We start from the raw sequence: 17,916 nt of genomic DNA on the forward strand, positions 1-17,916 counted from the left end.
GGCGTGCGAACGGATGAAGATGCATATTCGATTGGCATTTTCGCCGTACCCAAAATTTTGCTTTGGGGGCGTTCCATAACCTGAAGTTCAGGGTGAGCGGCCGCTCTGCCCTCAATGCGCTCGCCTTGGGGCGGTGACCGCCAGCATGTGTTCGACGAATTTCCGCGCGATCAGGGTCTGCGGTTTCAGCGGGTTCTGCAGCAAATAGATCGGCACCGAGAGTTCCTCGGCCAAGGGGCGGATGACCGCGCCCGCCGCCTCGAAGAGCTTTGCGGATTCCTCGTCGACGATGCCGATGCCATGGCCGTCCGCCGCCATCCGGCACAGCATCGCGCCATGCGCCACATCCACCTGACTGCGGATGCTGTAGCCCGCCATCAGCATCGCCGCTTCGAACTTCTTGCGGATCTCATCCGCCGCGCTCAGCGACAGCAGGCGTTCCTCGTGCAAATGGTCCAGCCGGATGTGCTTTTCGGCGCAAAGCCTGTGGCCGCGCGGCAGAATGCAGACCGACTGCAGATCGAAGAGCCGGGTCTTTTCGACCATCTTGTCCTCGCTGCGCGCCTGCGACACGCCGATATCAAGCTCGCCGCGCGCCACCAGTTGCACCGTCTCGGGGGAACTGCGCGAGCGGAAAGACAGCGAAAGATCGGGGTATTCGTGCAGGAAGTCGCACATGGTCTCGGGCAGCCATGCGGTCGAAAGCGCCGGGATACAGCTGATCTCGAGCCGCGCGTGTTCGAGCCGCACAAGGCTTTGGGCAAAGCTCTCCAGATGGCCGAAACTTTCCGTCAGCCGCGCCGCTTCAAGGTAGAACGAGCGGCCCTCGTCGGTGGGTTGCAGCCCTTTGGCGCCGCGCAGGAACAGGCGCACACCCAGCTCTGTCTCCAGCAGTTTCAAGGACTTGCTGACGGCGGGTTGCGAGAGATCCAGCCGTTCTGCCGCCGCCGTCACCGAGCCCGCCTCAAGCGCGGTGACGAAGATTTCGCACTGTCTGTAATTCATGCCAAAGCCATAACTCAAAGATATATACATGCCCCAAACATAATTTGACAGAAAAGATAACGCTTGGGCAAGCTGAGGTTACTCCATGGCCGGAGGGGGCCGCAGAACGCTCCCCGCCAGTTTCCGGAATCGCTGATTTTCCGACTTAACCCCGTCGCTTAGCCGCTTCGGGGAACAGAAACCTACAGCCAACAGGGACTGACATGACACGTATCCTCCCCTCTCTGCTCTCCCGCTCGGGTCTGCGCTCGGTGACCGCCTCGCTGCTGATGGCCACCGCGCTGCCGCTCGCGGCTCTGGCCGCGCCCGAAGGCGAGCTGCGCATCGCCGTGGGCGCTGACGCCACCACCTTCCATCCGCATGTGAACTCGCTGCCGGTGGGCAATGCGGTCGACGGGCTGGTCTTTCAGCAGCTGTTCCGCATCGACGGTGACAACAAGGTGGTTCCGGCGCTGGCCAAGGAGTGGGACTGGTCCGAAGACGGCATGACCTTCACCGTGACCTTCGAGACCGGCCATAAGTTCAGCAACGGCAAGCCGCTCGACGCTGAAGCCGTCGCCGCCTCGTTCAACCAGTTGCTCGACCCCGACAGCGGCTCGATCTTCGCCGGGCTTTATTCCTCGCTGGGCGAAGCCGAAGCGCAGGGCGAAGACACGGTGGTCTTTCACATGGCCGAAAAGAACGGTCACGTGCTGATGCTTCTGGCCAATACCGCCGCCAGCATCATCGACACCGAGGCCAATGCCGAGATGGGCGCCGAATACGGGTTCTACCCGGTCGGCTCGGGCCCCTACATGGTGGATGAGTTCATCGGCGGCGAGCGGTTTAGCCTTGTGCCGAACCCCGACTACGAGGGCCCGCGCCCGGCGACGCTGGAAAAGATCACCTTCATGGCGGTCCCCGAGGACGGCTCGCGCATGGCGCTGCTGGAAACCGGGGAAGTGGACATCGTCGACCGCGTTCCGGCGGAATCCATCGACACGATCAACGCGCTCGACAATGCCGAGGTGATCCTGCCCGACAGCATGTTCTCGATCTCCATGGAAATGGTGCTGAACGGCCCGCTCGAAGACAAGCGGGTGCGCGAGGCGCTGAACATCTCGCTCGACCGCGATGGCATGGTGCAGGGCATTCTCGGCGGCCTTGGCACACCCTCCGAAGGGCAGGTCGGTCCGGGCACCGAGGACGCGCTGCGCGTGACCTTCGAGCCCAAGCCCTATGACGTCGAACGCGCCAAGGCGCTGCTCGAAGAGGCGGGCTATGGACCGGGCAACAAGCTCGAGCTGACGGTGAACTGCCCCAACGGGCGTTACATCAAGGACGCGCAGGTCTGTCAGGCGCTGGTCGGCCAGTGGCAGGCGATCGGCATCGACGCGCAGGCCCGCGTTCTCGACCTGCCAAGCTGGTCCGCCGCGCACCGCGTGCCGCTGGAAGAGCGCACCTATGACATGTCGATGATCGGCCGCGCCACGGCGGGGATCGACTTCACCCTCTACCGCCTGTTCCACACCGGCGTCAGCGCCAACACCACCGGCTTCAGCGACGAGCGCGTCGACAGCCTGCTGGCCGAAGGCCGCGCGACCACGGACATCGACGAGCAGAAAGAGATCTACGCCGAAGTGCAAAAGATCATCTGGGACGAAATGCCCTTTGTCTTCCTGTGGTACCAGAAGCAGGCGATCGGCATCTCGGACAAGGTCGAAGGCTTCACCATCCGGCCTGACGAGACCATGCTGTTCGACGACGTCCACGTCTCGGTCGACGGCTGATCGGGGACGGCCATGTTTGTTCTCAAGAGACTCCTCGTCGCGGTCCCGACCCTCTTCGCTGTCAGCCTGCTGGCCTTCTGGTTCGTGGCCCTGATCCCCGGAGACCCGGCCGCGCAGCTTGCGGGCAACATGGCCACCGATGAGGAGATCGCCGATATCCGGCATCACCTCGGCCTCGACCGCCCGCCGTTCGAGCGCTACGCGCTGTTCCTGCGCGGCGTGGTCGATCCCGAGGTGGCGACCTCCTATCGCACCAGTCGCCCAGTGGTTCAGGAAATCACCGAGCGGCTGCCCAAGACCTTGATCATCGCCGTCGGCGGGCTGGTTATCGGCCTTGCCTTCGGGGTGGTCACCGGGGTGATTTGCGCGCTGCGGCAGGGCGGGTGGTTCGACGCCACCGTCACCGTGCTGACGCTCGCGGGCATCTCGATGCCGATCTACTGGCTGGGGCTGTTGTGCATCTGGCTGTTCGCCGTGACGCTGGGCTGGCTGCCAGCAGCCGGAGCGGCGACACCCGCGCATTATGTGCTGCCGGTGCTGGTGGTGGCGACACGGCCCGCCGCGCTTTTCAGCCGCCTCGTCACTGCCAACCTGCTGGAGGTGATGGGCAAGGATTACCTCGACACCGCCCGCTCCAAGGGGCTGGCCGAACGCACGGTGATCCTGCGCCACGCGCTGCGCAACTCGCTGGTGGCAGCGGTCAGCGTCGCCGGGGTGCAATTCGGCGGCATGCTGGGCGGCTCGGTGGTGACCGAGACGGTGTTCGGCGTGCCCGGACTGGGGCGGCTTCTGGTCAGCGCGGTCGGCAGTTCCGACTACCCGGTGATCCAATACTGCGTGCTGCTCTTTGCGGTGTTCTTCGTCCTCATCAACCTCGCGACCGACCTGCTCGGCCAGTGGCTCGATCCGCGGACCCGCGATTACGCGGCCGCCTGACAGGCAGACCTCATGACAATGACATCCACCACAGACGATATCCCCGGCGGCGCCGAGACCGGCGCACGGCAAGGGCTGCTGCGGCAGACTCTGCTGCATCCAAGGCTCAAGACCCTGCGCCGCATTGCCAGTTCGCCCAAGGGCGCCATCGGCCTCGCGCTGGTGACGGTGCTGACCTTCCTCGCCTTCTTCGGTCCCTGGCTGGCGCCGCTCGATCCCTACAAACAGGATTTCATGGCGACGCTGCAGCCGCCCTCGGCGGCGCATTGGTTCGGCACCGATCAGCTGGGCCGCGACGTGTTCAGCCGCATCCTCGTCGGCGCGCGCTCGTCGCTGGGCATCGGCGTCGGCGGCGTGGCGGTGGCCTTCGTCATCGGCGTGCCGCTGGGACTGGCCGCAGCCTATGTGCGCGGCACCTTCGATCAGCTGCTGATGCGCGGCGTCGACATCATGCTCTCGTTCCCCGACATCGTCTTTGCCCTCGCCGTCGTGGCGATCCTCGGGCCGAGCACGTGGAACGTGATCCTCGCGGTGGGCATCGTGTCGATCCCGGTGTTCATCCGCACCACCCGCGCGGTGGCGATGAGCACCCTGTCGGAACCCTTCGTCGAAGGCAGTGTCTCGCTCGGCTGCTCGCCGATGCGGGTGATGGCGCGGCACGTGCTGCCGAACATGGGCGGCATCCTCGTGACCCTGTGCAGCCTGCTGTTCGCCTCGACGCTGCTCAACGCCTCGGGCCTCAGCTTTCTCGGCCTCGGCACCCAGCCGCCGGAACCCGAATGGGGCACCATGCTGGGCGAGAGCCGCTCTTACATTCGCAGCCATCCCTATATGGCGACCTTCCCGGGCCTCTTCCTTGCGCTCTCGGCGCTGGGGTTCAACCTGCTGGGCGAGGAGTTGCGCAACATCTACGACCCCACCGCCGCCAAGCGCCGCAAGGGGCAGGGGATGCTGGCGCGGCTGATCTCCGGTGGCAAGGCGCTGCCCGCCGCCCCGCGTGAGACCGCCGCCGAGGCCAAGGCGCGGCTCGGGGTGGCCAGCGATGCCGCCGCGCTAGGGCGCGATCTAGAGATTTCCTATCTCACCGAGCGCGGCCAGCTTCCGGCGGTGCGCGGTGTCGATTTCGCGCTGCGCCGCGGGCGCACTCTGGCGGTGGTCGGCGAGTCCGGCTCGGGCAAGAGCACGCTGCTGCGCGCCGTCGGCACCCTGCTGCCGCGCGGGCAGGCGGTGGTCTCGGGCGGTGAGCTGGAGATCGCGGGCAAATCCGCCGCGCATCTGTCGGGCAAAGAGGTGCAGGACCTGCGTCGCCGCTATATCGGCATGGTGTTTCAGGATGCCGCCAGCGCGCTCAACCCGGTGATGACCATCGGCGCGCAGCTGGCCGAGGCGCTGACCTCCGGCACCAGCCTCAGCGCCGCAGAGGTGCGCGCCCGTTCCATCGACTTGCTCAAGGCGGTGCAGATCGCCGATCCCGAAAGCCGCCTCTCGGCCTATCCGCACCAGTTCTCGGGCGGGATGAAACAGCGCATCGTGATCGCCATCGCGCTGGCGCAGGAGCCCGAGATCCTGCTGGCCGACGAGCCCACGTCGGCGCTCGACGTGACCATCCAGCAGCAGATCCTCTCGCTGCTGCGCAAGATGCAGAAAGAGCGCGACATGGCGATGATGCTGGTCACCCACGATCTGGGGCTGGTGGCGCGCTATGCCGACGACGTGGCGGTGATCTACGCCGGGCGCATCGTCGAGGTCGGGCCGGTGGACGAGGTGTTCCGCAACGCCCGCCACCCCTACACCCGCGCCCTGCGCAACTCGACGCCGAAGCTGCGCCACGATGGCTCGACCCGGCTGCTTCCGGCGATTTCGGGCGAGCCGCCGATGCTGGGCCGTCTGCCCGAGGGCTGCAGCTTTGCGCCGCGCTGCGCGCGGGCCAAGGGCCGGGCGCCCTGCATGACCATTGCGCCGGATCTGCAGAGCTGCGGCGCGGCCTCGGTGGCCTGTCACTTCGCGCAAGAAGAGGAGGTCTGAGATGCCCAAGGACATGCAGCAAGAGGTCCAATCCGGCGCGGATGTGGTGTTGGACGTGCGCAACCTCAGCGTCGATTTCCCGGTGAACAAATCCTTCTTCCGCACCGGCGCCACCAAGGTGGTGCGCGCGGTGCAGAACGTCAGCTTCTCGGTGCCGCGCGGCGGCTGCTACGCCATCGTCGGGGAATCCGGCTCGGGCAAGAGCACGCTGGCGCGGGCAATCGTCGGGCTGGTTAAGATGACGGCGGGTGAGGTGACCCTTGGCGGGCAGCAGCTGTCCGGCCTCACCCCGCGCGAGCGGCGGCAGCTGCGGCGGCGGGTGCAACTGGTGCTGCAGGATCCGCGCGCCTCGATCGACCCGCGGATGCGCGTCTATGACGTGCTGCGCGAGGCGCTGGTGGTGCATGGCATCAAGGGCAGCAAGGACGATCAGCGCGCCCGTATCGAGCAGGTGATCCGGCAGGTGGGGCTGAGCGTGGCGCACCTCGGGCGCTTTGCCAATGAACTGTCGGGCGGTCAGCGCCAGCGCGTCGCCATTGCCCGCGCGATCATCCTCGAGCCCGAGATCCTCGTGCTCGACGAGCCGGTGAGCGCGCTCGACGTGTCGATTCAGGCGCAGATCATCAACCTGCTGGTGGAACTGCAAGAGCGGCTCGGGCTGACCTATGTGATCATCACCCATGATCTCGCGCTGGTCAGCCATTTCGCCGACAGCACCGGGGTGATGTACCTCGGGCGCTTCGTCGAGCAGGGACCGGCCCGGCAGATCTGCGACAGCCCGCGCCACCCCTATTCCGAGAGCCTGCTGTCGGTGGTGGCGGGCGAGGACCCGGAGGTGGAGCGCAATCGCGAGGTGGTGCTGCTCGAGGGCAATATCCCCAGCCCGCTCGATCTGCCGACCGGTTGTGCGTTTCACACCCGCTGCCCGCATGCGCGCGTGGTCGCCGCGGGGATCGATCCCGCATCGCGCCAAGAGGTGGCAGGCCACAGTGTGCCGCGCCTCTGCGTCGAGGCAACGCCGCGTGCCGAAACCGGCCCCGCGGGGTGCCTGTGCCATTACCCGCTTGCCGGCGCGCAGCCGGACCCGACTGACAATTGATCAAAACACCCCAGAAGATATCCCGGCGCAGTCCGGGAAAGGAGACCAAGATGCCCACGACCCAACGCCGCATGAAGATCGGCATTAACATGGTGCAGAACGGCGGCCATAACTCGGGCTGGCGCCACCCCGATGCCAACGCCGGTATCGCCAATGATTTCAAAGGCTACGCCAAGATCATCAAGCAGGCCGAGGCGCAGAAGATCGACTTCATGTTCCTTGCCGACGGCGCCGCCGTGCGCATCCCGCACAAGGATGCTGACGAACTGAGCCGCCACGGCCATATCGACCGCTTCGAGCCGATCACCCTGCTCGCCGCCATGTCGGCGGTGACCGAGAGCATCGGCCTGATCTGCACCGCCTCGACCACCTATAACGAGCCCTATGCGCTGGCCCGCAAATTCGCCTCGCTGGACCATATCTCGGACGGGCGCGCGGGTTGGAACGTGGTGACCGGCTGGAGCGAAGAAGAGGCGATGAACTTTGGCCGCGACACGCTCATGGAGCATTCCGAGCGCTATGAGCGCGCCAATGAATTCTTCGATGTAGTCACCGGCCTGTGGAACAGCTGGGACGATGACGCCTTCGTGCGCGACAAGGACGAGGGCCGCTATTTCCGCCCCGAGGGGATGCATCTGCTCAACCACAAGGGCAAACACTATCAGGTGCGCGGCCCGCTGAACCTCGAGCGTTCGCCGCAGGGCTATCCGGTGATCGCGCAGGCGGGCGGCTCGGGTCCGGGGCGCGAGCTGGGCGCGCGCATCGCCGACATCATCTACACCGGCCAGAAGGACAAGGAGATCGCCAAGGAGTTCTACGCCGACATGAAGGCGCGGGTCGCCGCGGCGGGTCGCGATCCGGCGCAGGTGATGATCATGCCGGGCATCATGCCGATCATCGGCGCCACCGAGGAAGAGGCGCAGGCCAAGCTCGACGAGTTGAAGGCGCTGGTCCACCCCGAGGTCGGCCTGCAGCTGATCTCGAAGATGTTCGGCGATCTCAGCGCCTATGATCCCGACGAGTTGGTGCCGCTGCCGCTGCCGGAGTCGAACGGTGTCAAAAGCGCCATCGAGCAATGGGAGCGCCGCCTGCGCGAGACCCCGATGACCATCCGTCAGGTCTATGAGGAGATCTCGATCTCTTCGGGCCACAACGTCTGCTGCGGCACGGTCGAGCAGATCGCCGACGTGATGCAGGATTGGTTCGAAGATGGCGCCTGCGACGGCTGGAACTTGATGGCGCCCTATATGCCCGGCGGCGCAGAGGATTTCATCAACCTGCTGGTGCCGGAACTGCGTCGGCGCGGACTGGCGCAGAGCGAATATGAGGGCGGCACGCTGCGCGCCCGGCTCGGGCTGGAGGCCAAGCCCAACCCGCTGGCGGGACGTGTGTCGGAGAGTTCGGAATCCGAAGAAGCGATCGCCGTCTCGCACTGAGCGCGGCAGAACTTTGATGGTCGCTTTGGGGGCTGCTCCCGTCCCCGGCGCCGAGAGGGCGGGCCTTCGGGTCCGCTCTTTTCGTCTTGGCCGGCTGCCGCCGCGCGAGAAATTGTCAGCTGACAAAAAAGCCCCCCGGCACAGGACCGGGAGGCAGTTGGGAAGAAATTTTCGAGGGTGTCAGGCCATTGTGGTCTCGCGCTCACGGGCGGCGGTGTAGCGGTTCACATGCGCTGGCAGCCCGAGGTTCTCGCGCAGGGTGCGGCCTTCGTATTCGGTGCGGAACAGCCCGCGCCGCTGCAGTTCGGGCACCAGCAGATCGGCCACATCCGCAGCGCCGCCGGGCAGGTGCGGCACCGTCAGGTTGAAGCCGTCGCAGGCGCCCTTGTGGAACCAGTCTTCCATGACGTCGGCGATGTCGGCGGCGGTGCCGATGTAATTGCTCGATGCCTGTCCGGCCTGCTCGAGATAGAGATCGCGGATCGTCTTGCCCTCTTGCCGGGCGCTGGCGATCAGCCGGTCGGCCCAGCCGCTGAGGCTTTCATTGTCCCCCGAGGGTTTGAAATCGGCGGGGATCGGCTCGTCCAGCGGCAGCCCCGAGAGATCGCCGAATGTGTCGGCAAGGAACGACAGGCCAACCACCGGCTCGATCAGATCCTGCATCATTTCGAATTTCTCCTGCGCCTCCTCGCGGCTCTCGCCGATGTAGGTGCGGAAGCCGGGCATCACCCGCAGCGCATCGGCGGGGCGTCCGAATTTGGCCAGCCGCTCGCGCATGTCGGCGTAATAGTCCAGCGCCTCTTCGACGCTGCGCGCGGCGGTATAGATCACCTCGGCGTGTTTGGCGCCGATGTCGCGCCCGGCGGGGGAATTGCCCGCCTGCACCACGATCGGACGGCCCTGCTCCGAGGGGCGCGCGTTCAGCGGCCCGCGCACCCGGAAATGTTTTCCCTCGTGGTTCAGCCGGTGCATCTTCGCCTCGTCAAAGAACAGCCCCGAGGCCTTGTCGAGCGGGAAGGCGTCTTCTTCCCAGCTGTCCCAGAGGCCGGTGACAACCTCGACGAACTCGGCGGCGCGCTCATAGCGTTCGGTGTAGTCGCGCACCTGTTCGAGGCCGAAGTTCTTGGCCTCTTCGTTCGACCACGAGGCGACCACGTTCCAGCCCGCGCGGCCATGGCTCATCAGGTCGAGCCCGGCAAAGCGGCGGGCGAGGTTGTAGGGCTCGTTATAGGCGGTGGAGGCCGTGGTCACGAGGCCCAGATGCGTGGTCACCGCCGAGATCGAGGCCAGCAGCACCGTGGGTTCGATGTCGGTGATGTAATGGCCGAGGCGGGCCAGTGAGCCCTTGGGGGTGTCCTTGGCGCGCACGCCCGCGCCGTCGGCAAAGAAGATCATGTCGATCTTGCCGCGTTCGGCGTGTTTGGCGACGGTGTGGAAATGCTCGATCTCGCTGGCGCCATTGGCCGGCACATCGGGGTGGCGCCATGCAGAGGGGTGATAGCCGACGCCACGCATCGACAGGCCGAGCCGCATCTTTTTGTCAGTCATCTCTTGGATCCGTTCCTTACGGGGATGTGTCCAGGGCTGTGCCTTGGTCGAGGTCCCGGGCGCGGCGAGGCGCCCGGGGCAGGTCGCTGCGGGCCGGGGTCAGTAGACGTAGCCAGCCTTGGTCATGAAATCGCGCGCGATCTCGAGGTCGTACTCGATGGGTTTGAGCAATTCCTTGGCGTATTCCGGCGCGGTGAAGGGCATAGGCACCGTGCCCGGCGCGCCAAAGCCGCTGGCGATCTCCTGCACGATCTGCTCGCGCGGCATGGCGTGGCTGAAGGCCTGACGCACATAGGCCGCAGCCTCGGCGGCGCGCGACGGGTCCTCGCGGCCAAGCGGCGTGTCGACGCCGGTGCCAAAGACCGGGTGCTGCAGGTTGTAGCAGACGTGCTGCCACTTGTAGCTGTCGTAGGTCTGCACCTTGCCCCACGAGGGGTCGATCGTGTCGACCAGCGAGCCGATGTCATACATCGGGTCATGCGCGTCGATCTCTCCGGATTTCAGCGCCGACAGCACCGCGTCCGAGCCTTGGATGTTGACCACGTAGAAGGTCTCGACGTTGCCCGGCGTTTCTTGCCAGTAGTCGGCGTTCTTGGCGTAGACGAAGGCCTTGCGCATCTGGTCCTGACCCTGACAGACCCACGGCCCGGTGCCGACGCCGCCTTTGGCGGTGTAGGTCGAGCCGTCGGACAGGGTGACCTCATAGCTGCCATTCCACGTGTTGAACGGATGCGCGCGCAGATCGCCCGGCGCGATGCCTTCCAGAACGTGCTTGGGCATCACCTGCATGGCGTTCATCACCCAATGTTCGAACTGGATGGTGAAGGCGGGCAGATCGATGGTGACCTCGTATTTGCCGGTGGCCTTGAAGGCGTCGGGTGAGCCGAAGATCTCGACGAAGGGCGCGTTGAACGCCGAGGCATAAGCCGGGTCCATGATCATCTTCCAGGTGAAGATCACATCCTCGGCGGTGAACTCCTCGCCGCTGTGCCATTTCACGCCTTCGCGCAGCGAGATGACCCATTGCTTGCCGTCCTCCGACATGGTGTGGCCGGTGGCCAGCGCCGGAGCGATCTCTTTGGTTTCCCAGTCTTTATACTCGTAAAGGCGGTTGAACACCGGCCCGAAGACATTCGAGTCCGAATAGCCGCCGGTATACATCGGGGTGAGGTTCTGCGGCGGTTGCCACGAGGCGAAGGCGGCGGTGGCACCGCCCTCGGCCCCTTCGATCGTCCAGTTGTGCGGGTCGGGGAAGAACACCGGGTTGAAGGTGGTGCCGGTAAAGCCCGAGAGCTTGGGGTTCGTGGCGATCACATCCTCGGGGTAGAACAGGATGGTCATCGGCTGGATGTCATACCAGCGCTTTTCGAAGCGGTGGATTGCCTCCATCCGCGGGCCCTCTTCGCGGGCGGCGGCGTAATCCTTGAGCGAGGCATCAATCTCTTCGTCATTGACGTAATAGTAGTTCTGCCCGTTCGGCGGGAAGGCCGTGGACGAGAAGAGGTTGTTCGGCATCGGGGTGATCGAGTTGTAGTAATAGCGCTCGAGATAGGCGTCCCAGCCGCCCTCGGCGTGGCTTTTGCCCTCGCCATTGGTGCGCCGCGGGGTGATCACCGACCACGGCACATAGCTCGATTGCACGTCGATCCCCAGCTTCGAGATCTGCTGCGCCGCCAGCGTGCCCCAGATCATCCGGGCGGGCTGGTTGTTGGGGATCATCATATACATCTTGAAGAAGGGTGCCGCGGCGCGGCCCATGCCCGGTGCCGACCCGGCCAGTGCCGCCGCGGCGGCGCCGGTGGTCTTCAGGAAGTTTCTGCGTGTCTGGTTTGCTTGCATGTCGGTTCTGGTCCCTGTTGGTGCGTTATGGTCGTGGCTTAACTGTCGGGGCTGAGCGGTTCGGCCGGGGCCGGCTCGTTCAGCGGGTGGTGGCAGGCGAGCGCGTGGCCGCGCTGGGTCTTCATCGGCGGCTCATGCGCGGCGCAGACCGCACTGGCGCGCGGGCAGCGGGTGTGGAACCGGCAGGCGGCGGGCATGTTCATCGCGCTGGGGATCTCGCCGCGCAGCGTGTTGCGCGCGGCGGGCCGGTCGGGATCGGGCACCGGGATCGCGCTTAGCAGGGCGCGGGTGTAGGGATGGCGCGGCGCCTCGAAGAGCGTGTCCACATCGGCGATCTCGACGATCTTTCCCAGATACATCACCGCGACGCGGGTGCTGAGAAACCGCACCGAGCTGAGGTCATGCGAGATGAAGAGATAGGTCAGCCCCAGTTCCGCCTGCAGCCGCGCCAGCAGGTTGAGGATCTGCGCCCGCACCGAGACGTCGAGCGAGGACACCGGCTCGTCGAGGATCAGCAGTTCGGGGTCTACGGCGAGCGCGCGGGCGATGCCGACGCGCTGGCGCTGACCGCCCGAGAACTCATGCGGGTAGCGGTCGGCGTGATGCGGCTCCAGCCCCACCAGTTCCAGCAGTTCCAGCACCCGCGCGCGCCATGCGGCGGGCGGCAGCAGCGCATGCACCCGCAGCGGCTCGGATAGCGTTTGCGCGATGGTCCAGCGCGGGTTGAGCGACATATAGGGATCCTGAAAGACGTATTGCACGCGGCGGCGCATGGCCAGTTCGGCCTTGCGGTCGTCGCCGCCCAGCGTCGCCAGCAGGTCTTGCCCGCCGAGCAGCACCTCGCCGCCGCTGGCACCGATCAGATGCAGGATCGAGCGCGCAGTGGTCGACTTGCCGCAGCCGGATTCGCCCACGAGGCCAAGGGTCTGCCCGCGCGCCACGGAAAAGGAGATCTCGTCGACGGCGCGGATCACCCCGGTCTGGCGGCTGCGAAAGAGGCCGCGTTTGGTCACCGGGTAGAGCTTCTGCAACCCGCGCACGGTGAGCAGGTCGGGATCGGGGATGGCGAAGGGGGCGGTCATGCGGCGTCCTCCTCGATCAGCGAGCCGCGGCGCAGGCAGCTGACGGCATGGCCGGGCCCGCTGGCGGTCATTTTCGGCAGGTGGCGGCGGCAGTCCTCCTGCGCCTCGCCGCAGCGCGGATTGAACTGGCAGCCGCTGGGCCGCTCCGCCGGGTTCGGGGGCTTGCCGCCGATCGCCGGCAGGCTCTGCGCGCCCTGCTCATAGCGCTGGTCGATGCGCGGCGTGCTGTCGAGCAGCGCGCGGGTGTAGGGGTGCTGAGGGTCGCGAAAGACCGTGCGCGCCGCGCCGCTCTCGCAGATGCGGCCCGAGTACATCACCGAGATCCGGTCGGCCATGCGCGCCACCACCCCCATGTCGTGGGTGACAAGCAGGATCGACGTGTGAAAGCGCTCTTTGATCTCATCCAGAAGGTCGAGGATCTGCGCCTGAATGGTCACGTCGAGGTTTGTGGTGGGCTCGTCTGCAAGGATCAGCGCCGGATCGCAGAGCAATGCGCGGGCGATGCAGACGCGCTGTTTCATGCCGCCGGACAGCTCGTGCGGGAACTGGTTCAGACGGCTGGTGGCATCGGTGATGCCGACCTGCCGCAGCAGGTAGCCGACGCGCTCGCGCGTCTCGAGCCGGCCCGCCCCGGTGTGCCATGCGTAGATCTCGCCCAGTTGCTTGCCGATGGTCAGGATCGGGTTGAGCGAATGCGCCGGGTTCTGGAACACCATGGCCATGCGCTTGCCGCGCACGCGGCCCATGGCTTTTGCGGATTTGCGGGTCAGATCCTCGCCCTCGAAGACCACCTGTCCGCCGGTCACCTGCGCGCCCGCTGGCGGCAGCCCCATCAGCGACAGCGAGGTTACGGATTTGCCCGAGCCGCTTTCGCCGACAAGGCAGAGGGTTTCCTGCCGCCCGACGGCGAGACCGACACCCATCACCGCGGGCACCGCGCTTGCGCCCTTGCCGAAGCTGACGCTCAGCCCGCGCACCTCGAGCAGCGGGGCGGCACCGGGTGCGGGATCACCGGAGGGATCACGGGACAGGGGATCATTTGACGCGGGGGTTGAAAGCATCGGACAGCCCATCTGCAAGAAGGTTGAAACCAAGAACCGTGATGAAGATCGCCGCGCTCGGGGCGATGGAGGCCCAGGGCGAGACCCTGAGGTTCTCGTAGTTGAAATAGAGAAGCTGGCCCCAGCTGATCGCCTCGGGGTCGCCGAAGCCGAGGAAGCTGACCATCGCCTCCGAAAGGATGGCCGAGCCGATCCCCAGCGCGATGATCACCACCAGCGACGGCATGGCGTTGGGCAGGATGTGGCGCATCAGAATGTCGCTGCGGGTGGCGCCGATGCAGCGGGCGGCCTCGACGAACTCCATGCTTTTCAGGCGCATGAACTCGGCGCGGGCGATGCGCGCGATGGGCGGCCAGCCGAAGAGGCCAAGCAGCACGACGATTGTGCTGAGGTTGAGATAGGGGATCTCTTCGAGCGGGGTGCCGACCACGATCACCCCGAAGAGCCGGACCACGGCAAGGATGACCACAAACACCGGCAGCACGAGGAAGAATTCGGTGATGCGCATCATCACCTCGTCGGCCCAACCGCCGACATAGCCGCTGATGCCGCCGATCAGCAGCCCCAGCACCGAGGCGACCAGCATGGTGCCGAGCCCCACCGCCAGCGCCGTGGGGGCGCCATAGACCACGCGGGTGAAGACGTCATAGCCCATACGGTCGGTGCCGAAGGGATGCGCGAGGCTGGGGGCGGCGCGCGAGCCGAAGTTGAGCATCGCCGACTGGTCGTCGGCGGCATAGGGCGCGATCAGCGGCGAGAGGATCGCCACCAGCACCACGAAGCTTACCAGCACGAGACCCAGCATGCCGGTACGGTTGCGGCGGAAGCGCGACCAGCCCTGTGCCCACATGCCGCGCGGCATCTCGGGCCGTGCCGCCTTGGGGCTGGCGGCTGGGGTGAGAGGATCAATCGAGGCCATGGGGTCAGTCCAGTCTGATGCGGGGATCAATGAGCACGTAGGCGATGTCGGTGAGCAGCGTGGCCAGCACGAGCATCACCGAGATCGCCATGGTGACGCCGAGGATCACCGGGTAATCGAGCTGCTGGATCGCGTTGATGTAGAGGTAGCCGACACCGGGCCAGGTGAAGACGGCCTCGGTCACCGGAGCGGTGCCCAGCATCAGCCCGAAGAGGATGGCCAGATAGGTCAGCACCGGGATCAGCGCGTTGCGCAGCGCGTGGCCGTAGATGATGCGCCGCTCGGGCAGGCCGCTGGCGCGGGCGGCGGTGACGAAGTCATGGCGCAGGATGTCCACGAGGTTCGAGCGCATCAGCAGCGTCAGCGCGGCGGTGTTGAAGAAGGTCAGCATCGCCACCGGCAGCACCATATGCCACAGCGCGTCGAGCGTCGGGCTGCCCCAGAGCGGCGCGCGCATGGAATAGGCCCCGTAAGAGGGGAAGATGCCCAGCCAGTAAGAGAAGATGAGGATCAGCAGGATGCCGACGAAGAAGGCGGGCAGCGACTGGCCGAGCATGGCGCTGGCCATGACCCCGAAGTCGGTCTTGCTGTACTGGCGCACGGCGGCGGTCACGGCCATCACCGTGGCGATGGCCAGCGCGATGAGGATGCCGGGGACCTGAATCTTCATGGTCTCGGCGCCCCAGACCGTGATCATCTCCCAGACCGGCTGGTTGTAGATGATCGAGGTGCCGAAATCGCCCTGCAGCAGATTTCCGGCCCAGATCAGGTAGCGGGTCACCGCCGGCTGATCGAGCCCGTAATAGGCGGTCATCTGGTCGATGGCCTGCTGGCTGATGCCGGGCCGTTCGGCAAGGAGGATCTCGATCGGATTGCCCACGGCGTTGACCAGCGCAAAGACGATAACGCTGACGCCGATGAGCAAGATCACCGAGAAGATGAGACGGCGAATGATGAACTGGGTGACCTGCAAGCCAAGCTCTCCCGTTGCCGCAAGGCGGGGATCAGCGCGCCTGCAGCCTAATGATTTCAATTGGTTCTGATGGGGTCAGGATGAGATGCCGCAGCCCGTAGGGTCAAATTCCAAATAATAGGTATGCATCGAACTCAGGTTATGGGGCGGCCTGTGCCGATAACCAAAACCCGTGCGCCCGGCAGCGGATTTGGCGGTCAGGACATCGGCGCTGGCATTTTGCGAGGCAGGCCCCGCGCGCCTGCGTCGCGGTGGGGCCGGAAATCTGCTATGGTGCCCGTGCTTGGAGGAGGGCCCGCATCATGAAGATCCGGCTGTTGAATGAGAACCTCGTCTCCGACTTGTGTTGGCTGGCCGAATACGGGTTTTCCGCCTGGATCGAATACGAAGGCAGCAAGATCGTCTTTGACACGGGCTGGTCCGACGTATGGTGCCGCAACGCCGAAACCGCGCATATCGATCTGGACGCCGCCGACGTCATCGCGCTGTCGCACTTTCACAGTGACCATTCGCGCGGGCTGCTTTTCCATCCGTTCACCGAAAAGAAGACGCTGGTGCTGCACCCACGGGTCATGACGGCGCTGCTTGATCCCTTCATAGAGCCGCCCGACCGCCACCTTCCGCACAGGTATTCCGACATCGAGCGGAAGATCCGTGCGGACTTTCAGATCGTCGAGACGGTCGGGCCCTATGAGATCGCCCCCGGTGCCTTTTTCCTCGGGCAGATCCCAAGGGTCGTCCCCTTCGAGCGGGGCTATTACTATGAGGACACGATGGAGGACGACACGGCTTTGGCCTTCAGGACCGAGAAGGGCGCGGTTGTTCTCACCGGCTGTTCGCACAGCGGGATCTGCAACATCTGCACCTATGCGAAATCGGTGACCGGTCAGGATCTATACGCCGTGATCGGTGGCTTTCATCTGGTCCATCCCGAAAAACCCGCCTTGGATGAAACGATTGCATGGCTCCGCGCCGAAGGCATTCCGCGCCTTTTGCCGGTCCATTGCGTGTCCTTCGACATTCAGGCGCGTCTGCAAAGCGAGTTCGGCTATGACAGGCCGGGGGCGGGTTCGCTGATCGAGATTTGAGCGGGCCCTGCGTCCTGCGTAGCCCGCCTTGAAAGTCAGCGCAGCTCGGCGGCGGTCTTTGTGGTGCTGGCGGGGGGCGGGGCCAGCGCGGGGCCGAGGCTTTCTGCGTGGGCCAGCGCCAGTTCGACAAAGCGCTGCACCTGACTGGTGCGCGGGCGGTGGCGGGGCAGCAGCAGCCGCACCTCGGAACTGACCGTGGGCGCGAAGGGGCGGCAGACCACAAGTTCCGAGAAAGCCCCAAGGTACAGAGGGTTGAGCAGCGCCACGCCCAGACCGCGCGCCACCATGGCGCAAATGCTGGGCGCCATCGAGGCTTCGGTGATGATGTCGCGCTGCACCCCGGCGCGGGTGAAGAGCTCATCCACTTGAGCGCGCAGATCCGAGGTCGGGGTGAAATTGATGAAACGCTCGCCTTCGAGGTCCGCCGGACAAAGCGCGGGCCGTTCGGCCAGCCGGTGGCCGCGCGGCATCACGCAGACATAGGGGCGACTGTCGAGCGCGATATGCTCGATCTCGGGATCGTCGATTGGATGGGACGAGACACCGATGTCGAGGCTGCCGGAAATCAGCATGTCGACGATCTTGACCGTGCTGCGCGCATGCAGCGCCAGTCGCGCGGCGCTGTTGCTGCTTTGGTATTCCATCACGAGGTCCTGAATGAAGCCGGTCGACAGCGCGGGCATCACCCCGACCGACAGCATCGTGCCCTTCATGTTGCGGATGTCCGAGGCGGCTGTCTCGATCCGGTCGAGGCCGCGATAGAGCCGGTTGATCTCTTCGAACAAGAGCAGCGCGTCGCCGGTGGGGCGGACCCGGCCGGGGCTGCGCTCGAACAGGGCGAGCCCGGTGTCATACTCGAGGTTCTGCAGCATCTTGCTGATCGCGGGCTGCGAGACGCAGAGGCGCGAGGCGGCGCGGCTGACGGTGCCGGTTTCAATGACGGCCTTGAAGGCCTCGATCTGGCGGACGTTCAACATGCTGGGCCCGGTCGGCTATTTCGGGAGCGTCGCGGCAGGCACCCCGGAGCGACCCCCAAGCGCCTGCGGCTAAGGTAAGTGAAGAATAAATCTTCGGGCGCTCCGAGGTTTAAGTCCGAACTTGTGCAAGATTTCCCTCCGCCGCGCAGACACTGCTTG

At 65.6% G+C, this 17,916-nt stretch carries 14 protein-coding genes; 6 read left to right on the plus strand and 8 right to left on the minus strand.

The window, feature by feature from the left end; genetic code table 11:
* Nucleotides 1-111: 111 nt before the first annotated feature.
* A complete protein-coding gene (locus AYJ57_RS23965) occupies nucleotides 112-1,005 on the minus strand; it encodes a LysR family transcriptional regulator (RefSeq protein WP_193789571.1) in 894 nt (297 codons plus the stop codon).
* A gap of 203 nt (nucleotides 1,006-1,208) precedes the next feature.
* Between AYJ57_RS23965 and AYJ57_RS23970 the strand changes: the two genes are divergently transcribed.
* Genes AYJ57_RS23970 through AYJ57_RS23990 form a run of 5 tightly spaced genes read left to right on the plus strand, consistent with a single transcriptional unit; the run spans nucleotide 1,209 to nucleotide 8,270 of the window.
* Nucleotides 1,209-2,774, plus strand: a complete 1,566-nt coding sequence (locus AYJ57_RS23970; protein WP_066111842.1) for an ABC transporter substrate-binding protein — start codon at nucleotides 1,209-1,211, stop codon at nucleotides 2,772-2,774.
* A 12-nt stretch (nucleotides 2,775-2,786) separates the two neighbouring features.
* Nucleotides 2,787-3,710, plus strand: a complete 924-nt coding sequence (locus AYJ57_RS23975; RefSeq protein ID WP_066111844.1) for an ABC transporter permease — start codon at nucleotides 2,787-2,789, stop codon at nucleotides 3,708-3,710.
* A 12-nt stretch (nucleotides 3,711-3,722) separates the two neighbouring features.
* A complete protein-coding gene (locus AYJ57_RS23980; RefSeq protein ID WP_066111846.1) occupies nucleotides 3,723-5,735 on the plus strand; it encodes a dipeptide/oligopeptide/nickel ABC transporter permease/ATP-binding protein in 2,013 nt (670 codons plus the stop codon).
* Between the two features lies 1 nt (nucleotide 5,736).
* Nucleotides 5,737-6,834 (plus strand): ABC transporter ATP-binding protein, encoded by a 1,098-nt coding sequence (locus tag AYJ57_RS23985; RefSeq protein WP_066111848.1) that lies wholly within the window; start codon nucleotides 5,737-5,739, stop codon nucleotides 6,832-6,834.
* 50 nt (nucleotides 6,835-6,884) lie between these two features.
* Nucleotides 6,885-8,270, plus strand: a complete 1,386-nt coding sequence (locus tag AYJ57_RS23990; RefSeq protein ID WP_066111850.1) for an LLM class flavin-dependent oxidoreductase — start codon at nucleotides 6,885-6,887, stop codon at nucleotides 8,268-8,270.
* Nucleotides 8,271-8,450: 180 nt separating this feature from the next.
* Here AYJ57_RS23990 and AYJ57_RS23995 read toward each other — a convergent pair whose 3' ends face one another.
* The 6 genes from AYJ57_RS23995 to AYJ57_RS24020 form a co-directional block, all read right to left on the minus strand.
* Nucleotides 8,451-9,818 (minus strand): LLM class flavin-dependent oxidoreductase, encoded by a 1,368-nt coding sequence (locus AYJ57_RS23995; protein WP_066111852.1) that lies wholly within the window; start codon nucleotides 9,816-9,818, stop codon nucleotides 8,451-8,453.
* A gap of 99 nt (nucleotides 9,819-9,917) precedes the next feature.
* Nucleotides 9,918-11,657, minus strand: a complete 1,740-nt coding sequence (locus AYJ57_RS24000) for an ABC transporter substrate-binding protein (RefSeq protein ID WP_066111853.1) — start codon at nucleotides 11,655-11,657, stop codon at nucleotides 9,918-9,920.
* A 38-nt stretch (nucleotides 11,658-11,695) separates the two neighbouring features.
* A complete protein-coding gene (locus AYJ57_RS24005) occupies nucleotides 11,696-12,739 on the minus strand; it encodes an ABC transporter ATP-binding protein (protein ID WP_066111854.1) in 1,044 nt (347 codons plus the stop codon).
* On the minus strand, nucleotides 12,736-13,800 hold the full coding sequence (locus AYJ57_RS24010; protein WP_083191518.1) for an ABC transporter ATP-binding protein: 1,065 nt from the start codon (nucleotides 13,798-13,800) through the stop codon (nucleotides 12,736-12,738). Before AYJ57_RS24010 ends, AYJ57_RS24005 begins: the two co-directional genes overlap by 4 nt.
* Nucleotides 13,775-14,719 carry an ABC transporter permease gene (locus AYJ57_RS24015; protein WP_083191519.1) on the minus strand — a complete coding sequence of 315 codons (945 nt, stop codon included), beginning with the start codon at nucleotides 14,717-14,719 and terminating at the stop codon, nucleotides 13,775-13,777. Before AYJ57_RS24015 ends, AYJ57_RS24010 begins: the two co-directional genes overlap by 26 nt.
* Before the next feature lie 4 nt (nucleotides 14,720-14,723).
* Nucleotides 14,724-15,692: an ABC transporter permease gene (locus tag AYJ57_RS24020; RefSeq protein WP_066111858.1), complete on the minus strand. Its 969-nt coding sequence runs from the start codon at nucleotides 15,690-15,692 to the stop codon at nucleotides 14,724-14,726.
* Nucleotides 15,693-15,994: 302 nt separating this feature from the next.
* On the opposite strand from AYJ57_RS24020, the gene AYJ57_RS24025 reads away from it, so the two are divergent.
* Nucleotides 15,995-16,780 (plus strand): MBL fold metallo-hydrolase, encoded by a 786-nt coding sequence (locus tag AYJ57_RS24025; protein WP_066111861.1) that lies wholly within the window; start codon nucleotides 15,995-15,997, stop codon nucleotides 16,778-16,780.
* A 35-nt stretch (nucleotides 16,781-16,815) separates the two neighbouring features.
* Here AYJ57_RS24025 and AYJ57_RS24030 read toward each other — a convergent pair whose 3' ends face one another.
* Entirely contained in the window at nucleotides 16,816-17,757 is a 942-nt protein-coding gene (locus AYJ57_RS24030) for a LysR substrate-binding domain-containing protein (RefSeq protein ID WP_066111863.1), read from the minus strand.
* Between the last annotated feature and the right edge of the window lie 159 nt (nucleotides 17,758-17,916).

This window comes from Salipiger sp. CCB-MM3 (assembly GCF_001687105.1).
Lineage (GTDB): Bacteria > Pseudomonadota > Alphaproteobacteria > Rhodobacterales > Rhodobacteraceae > Salipiger.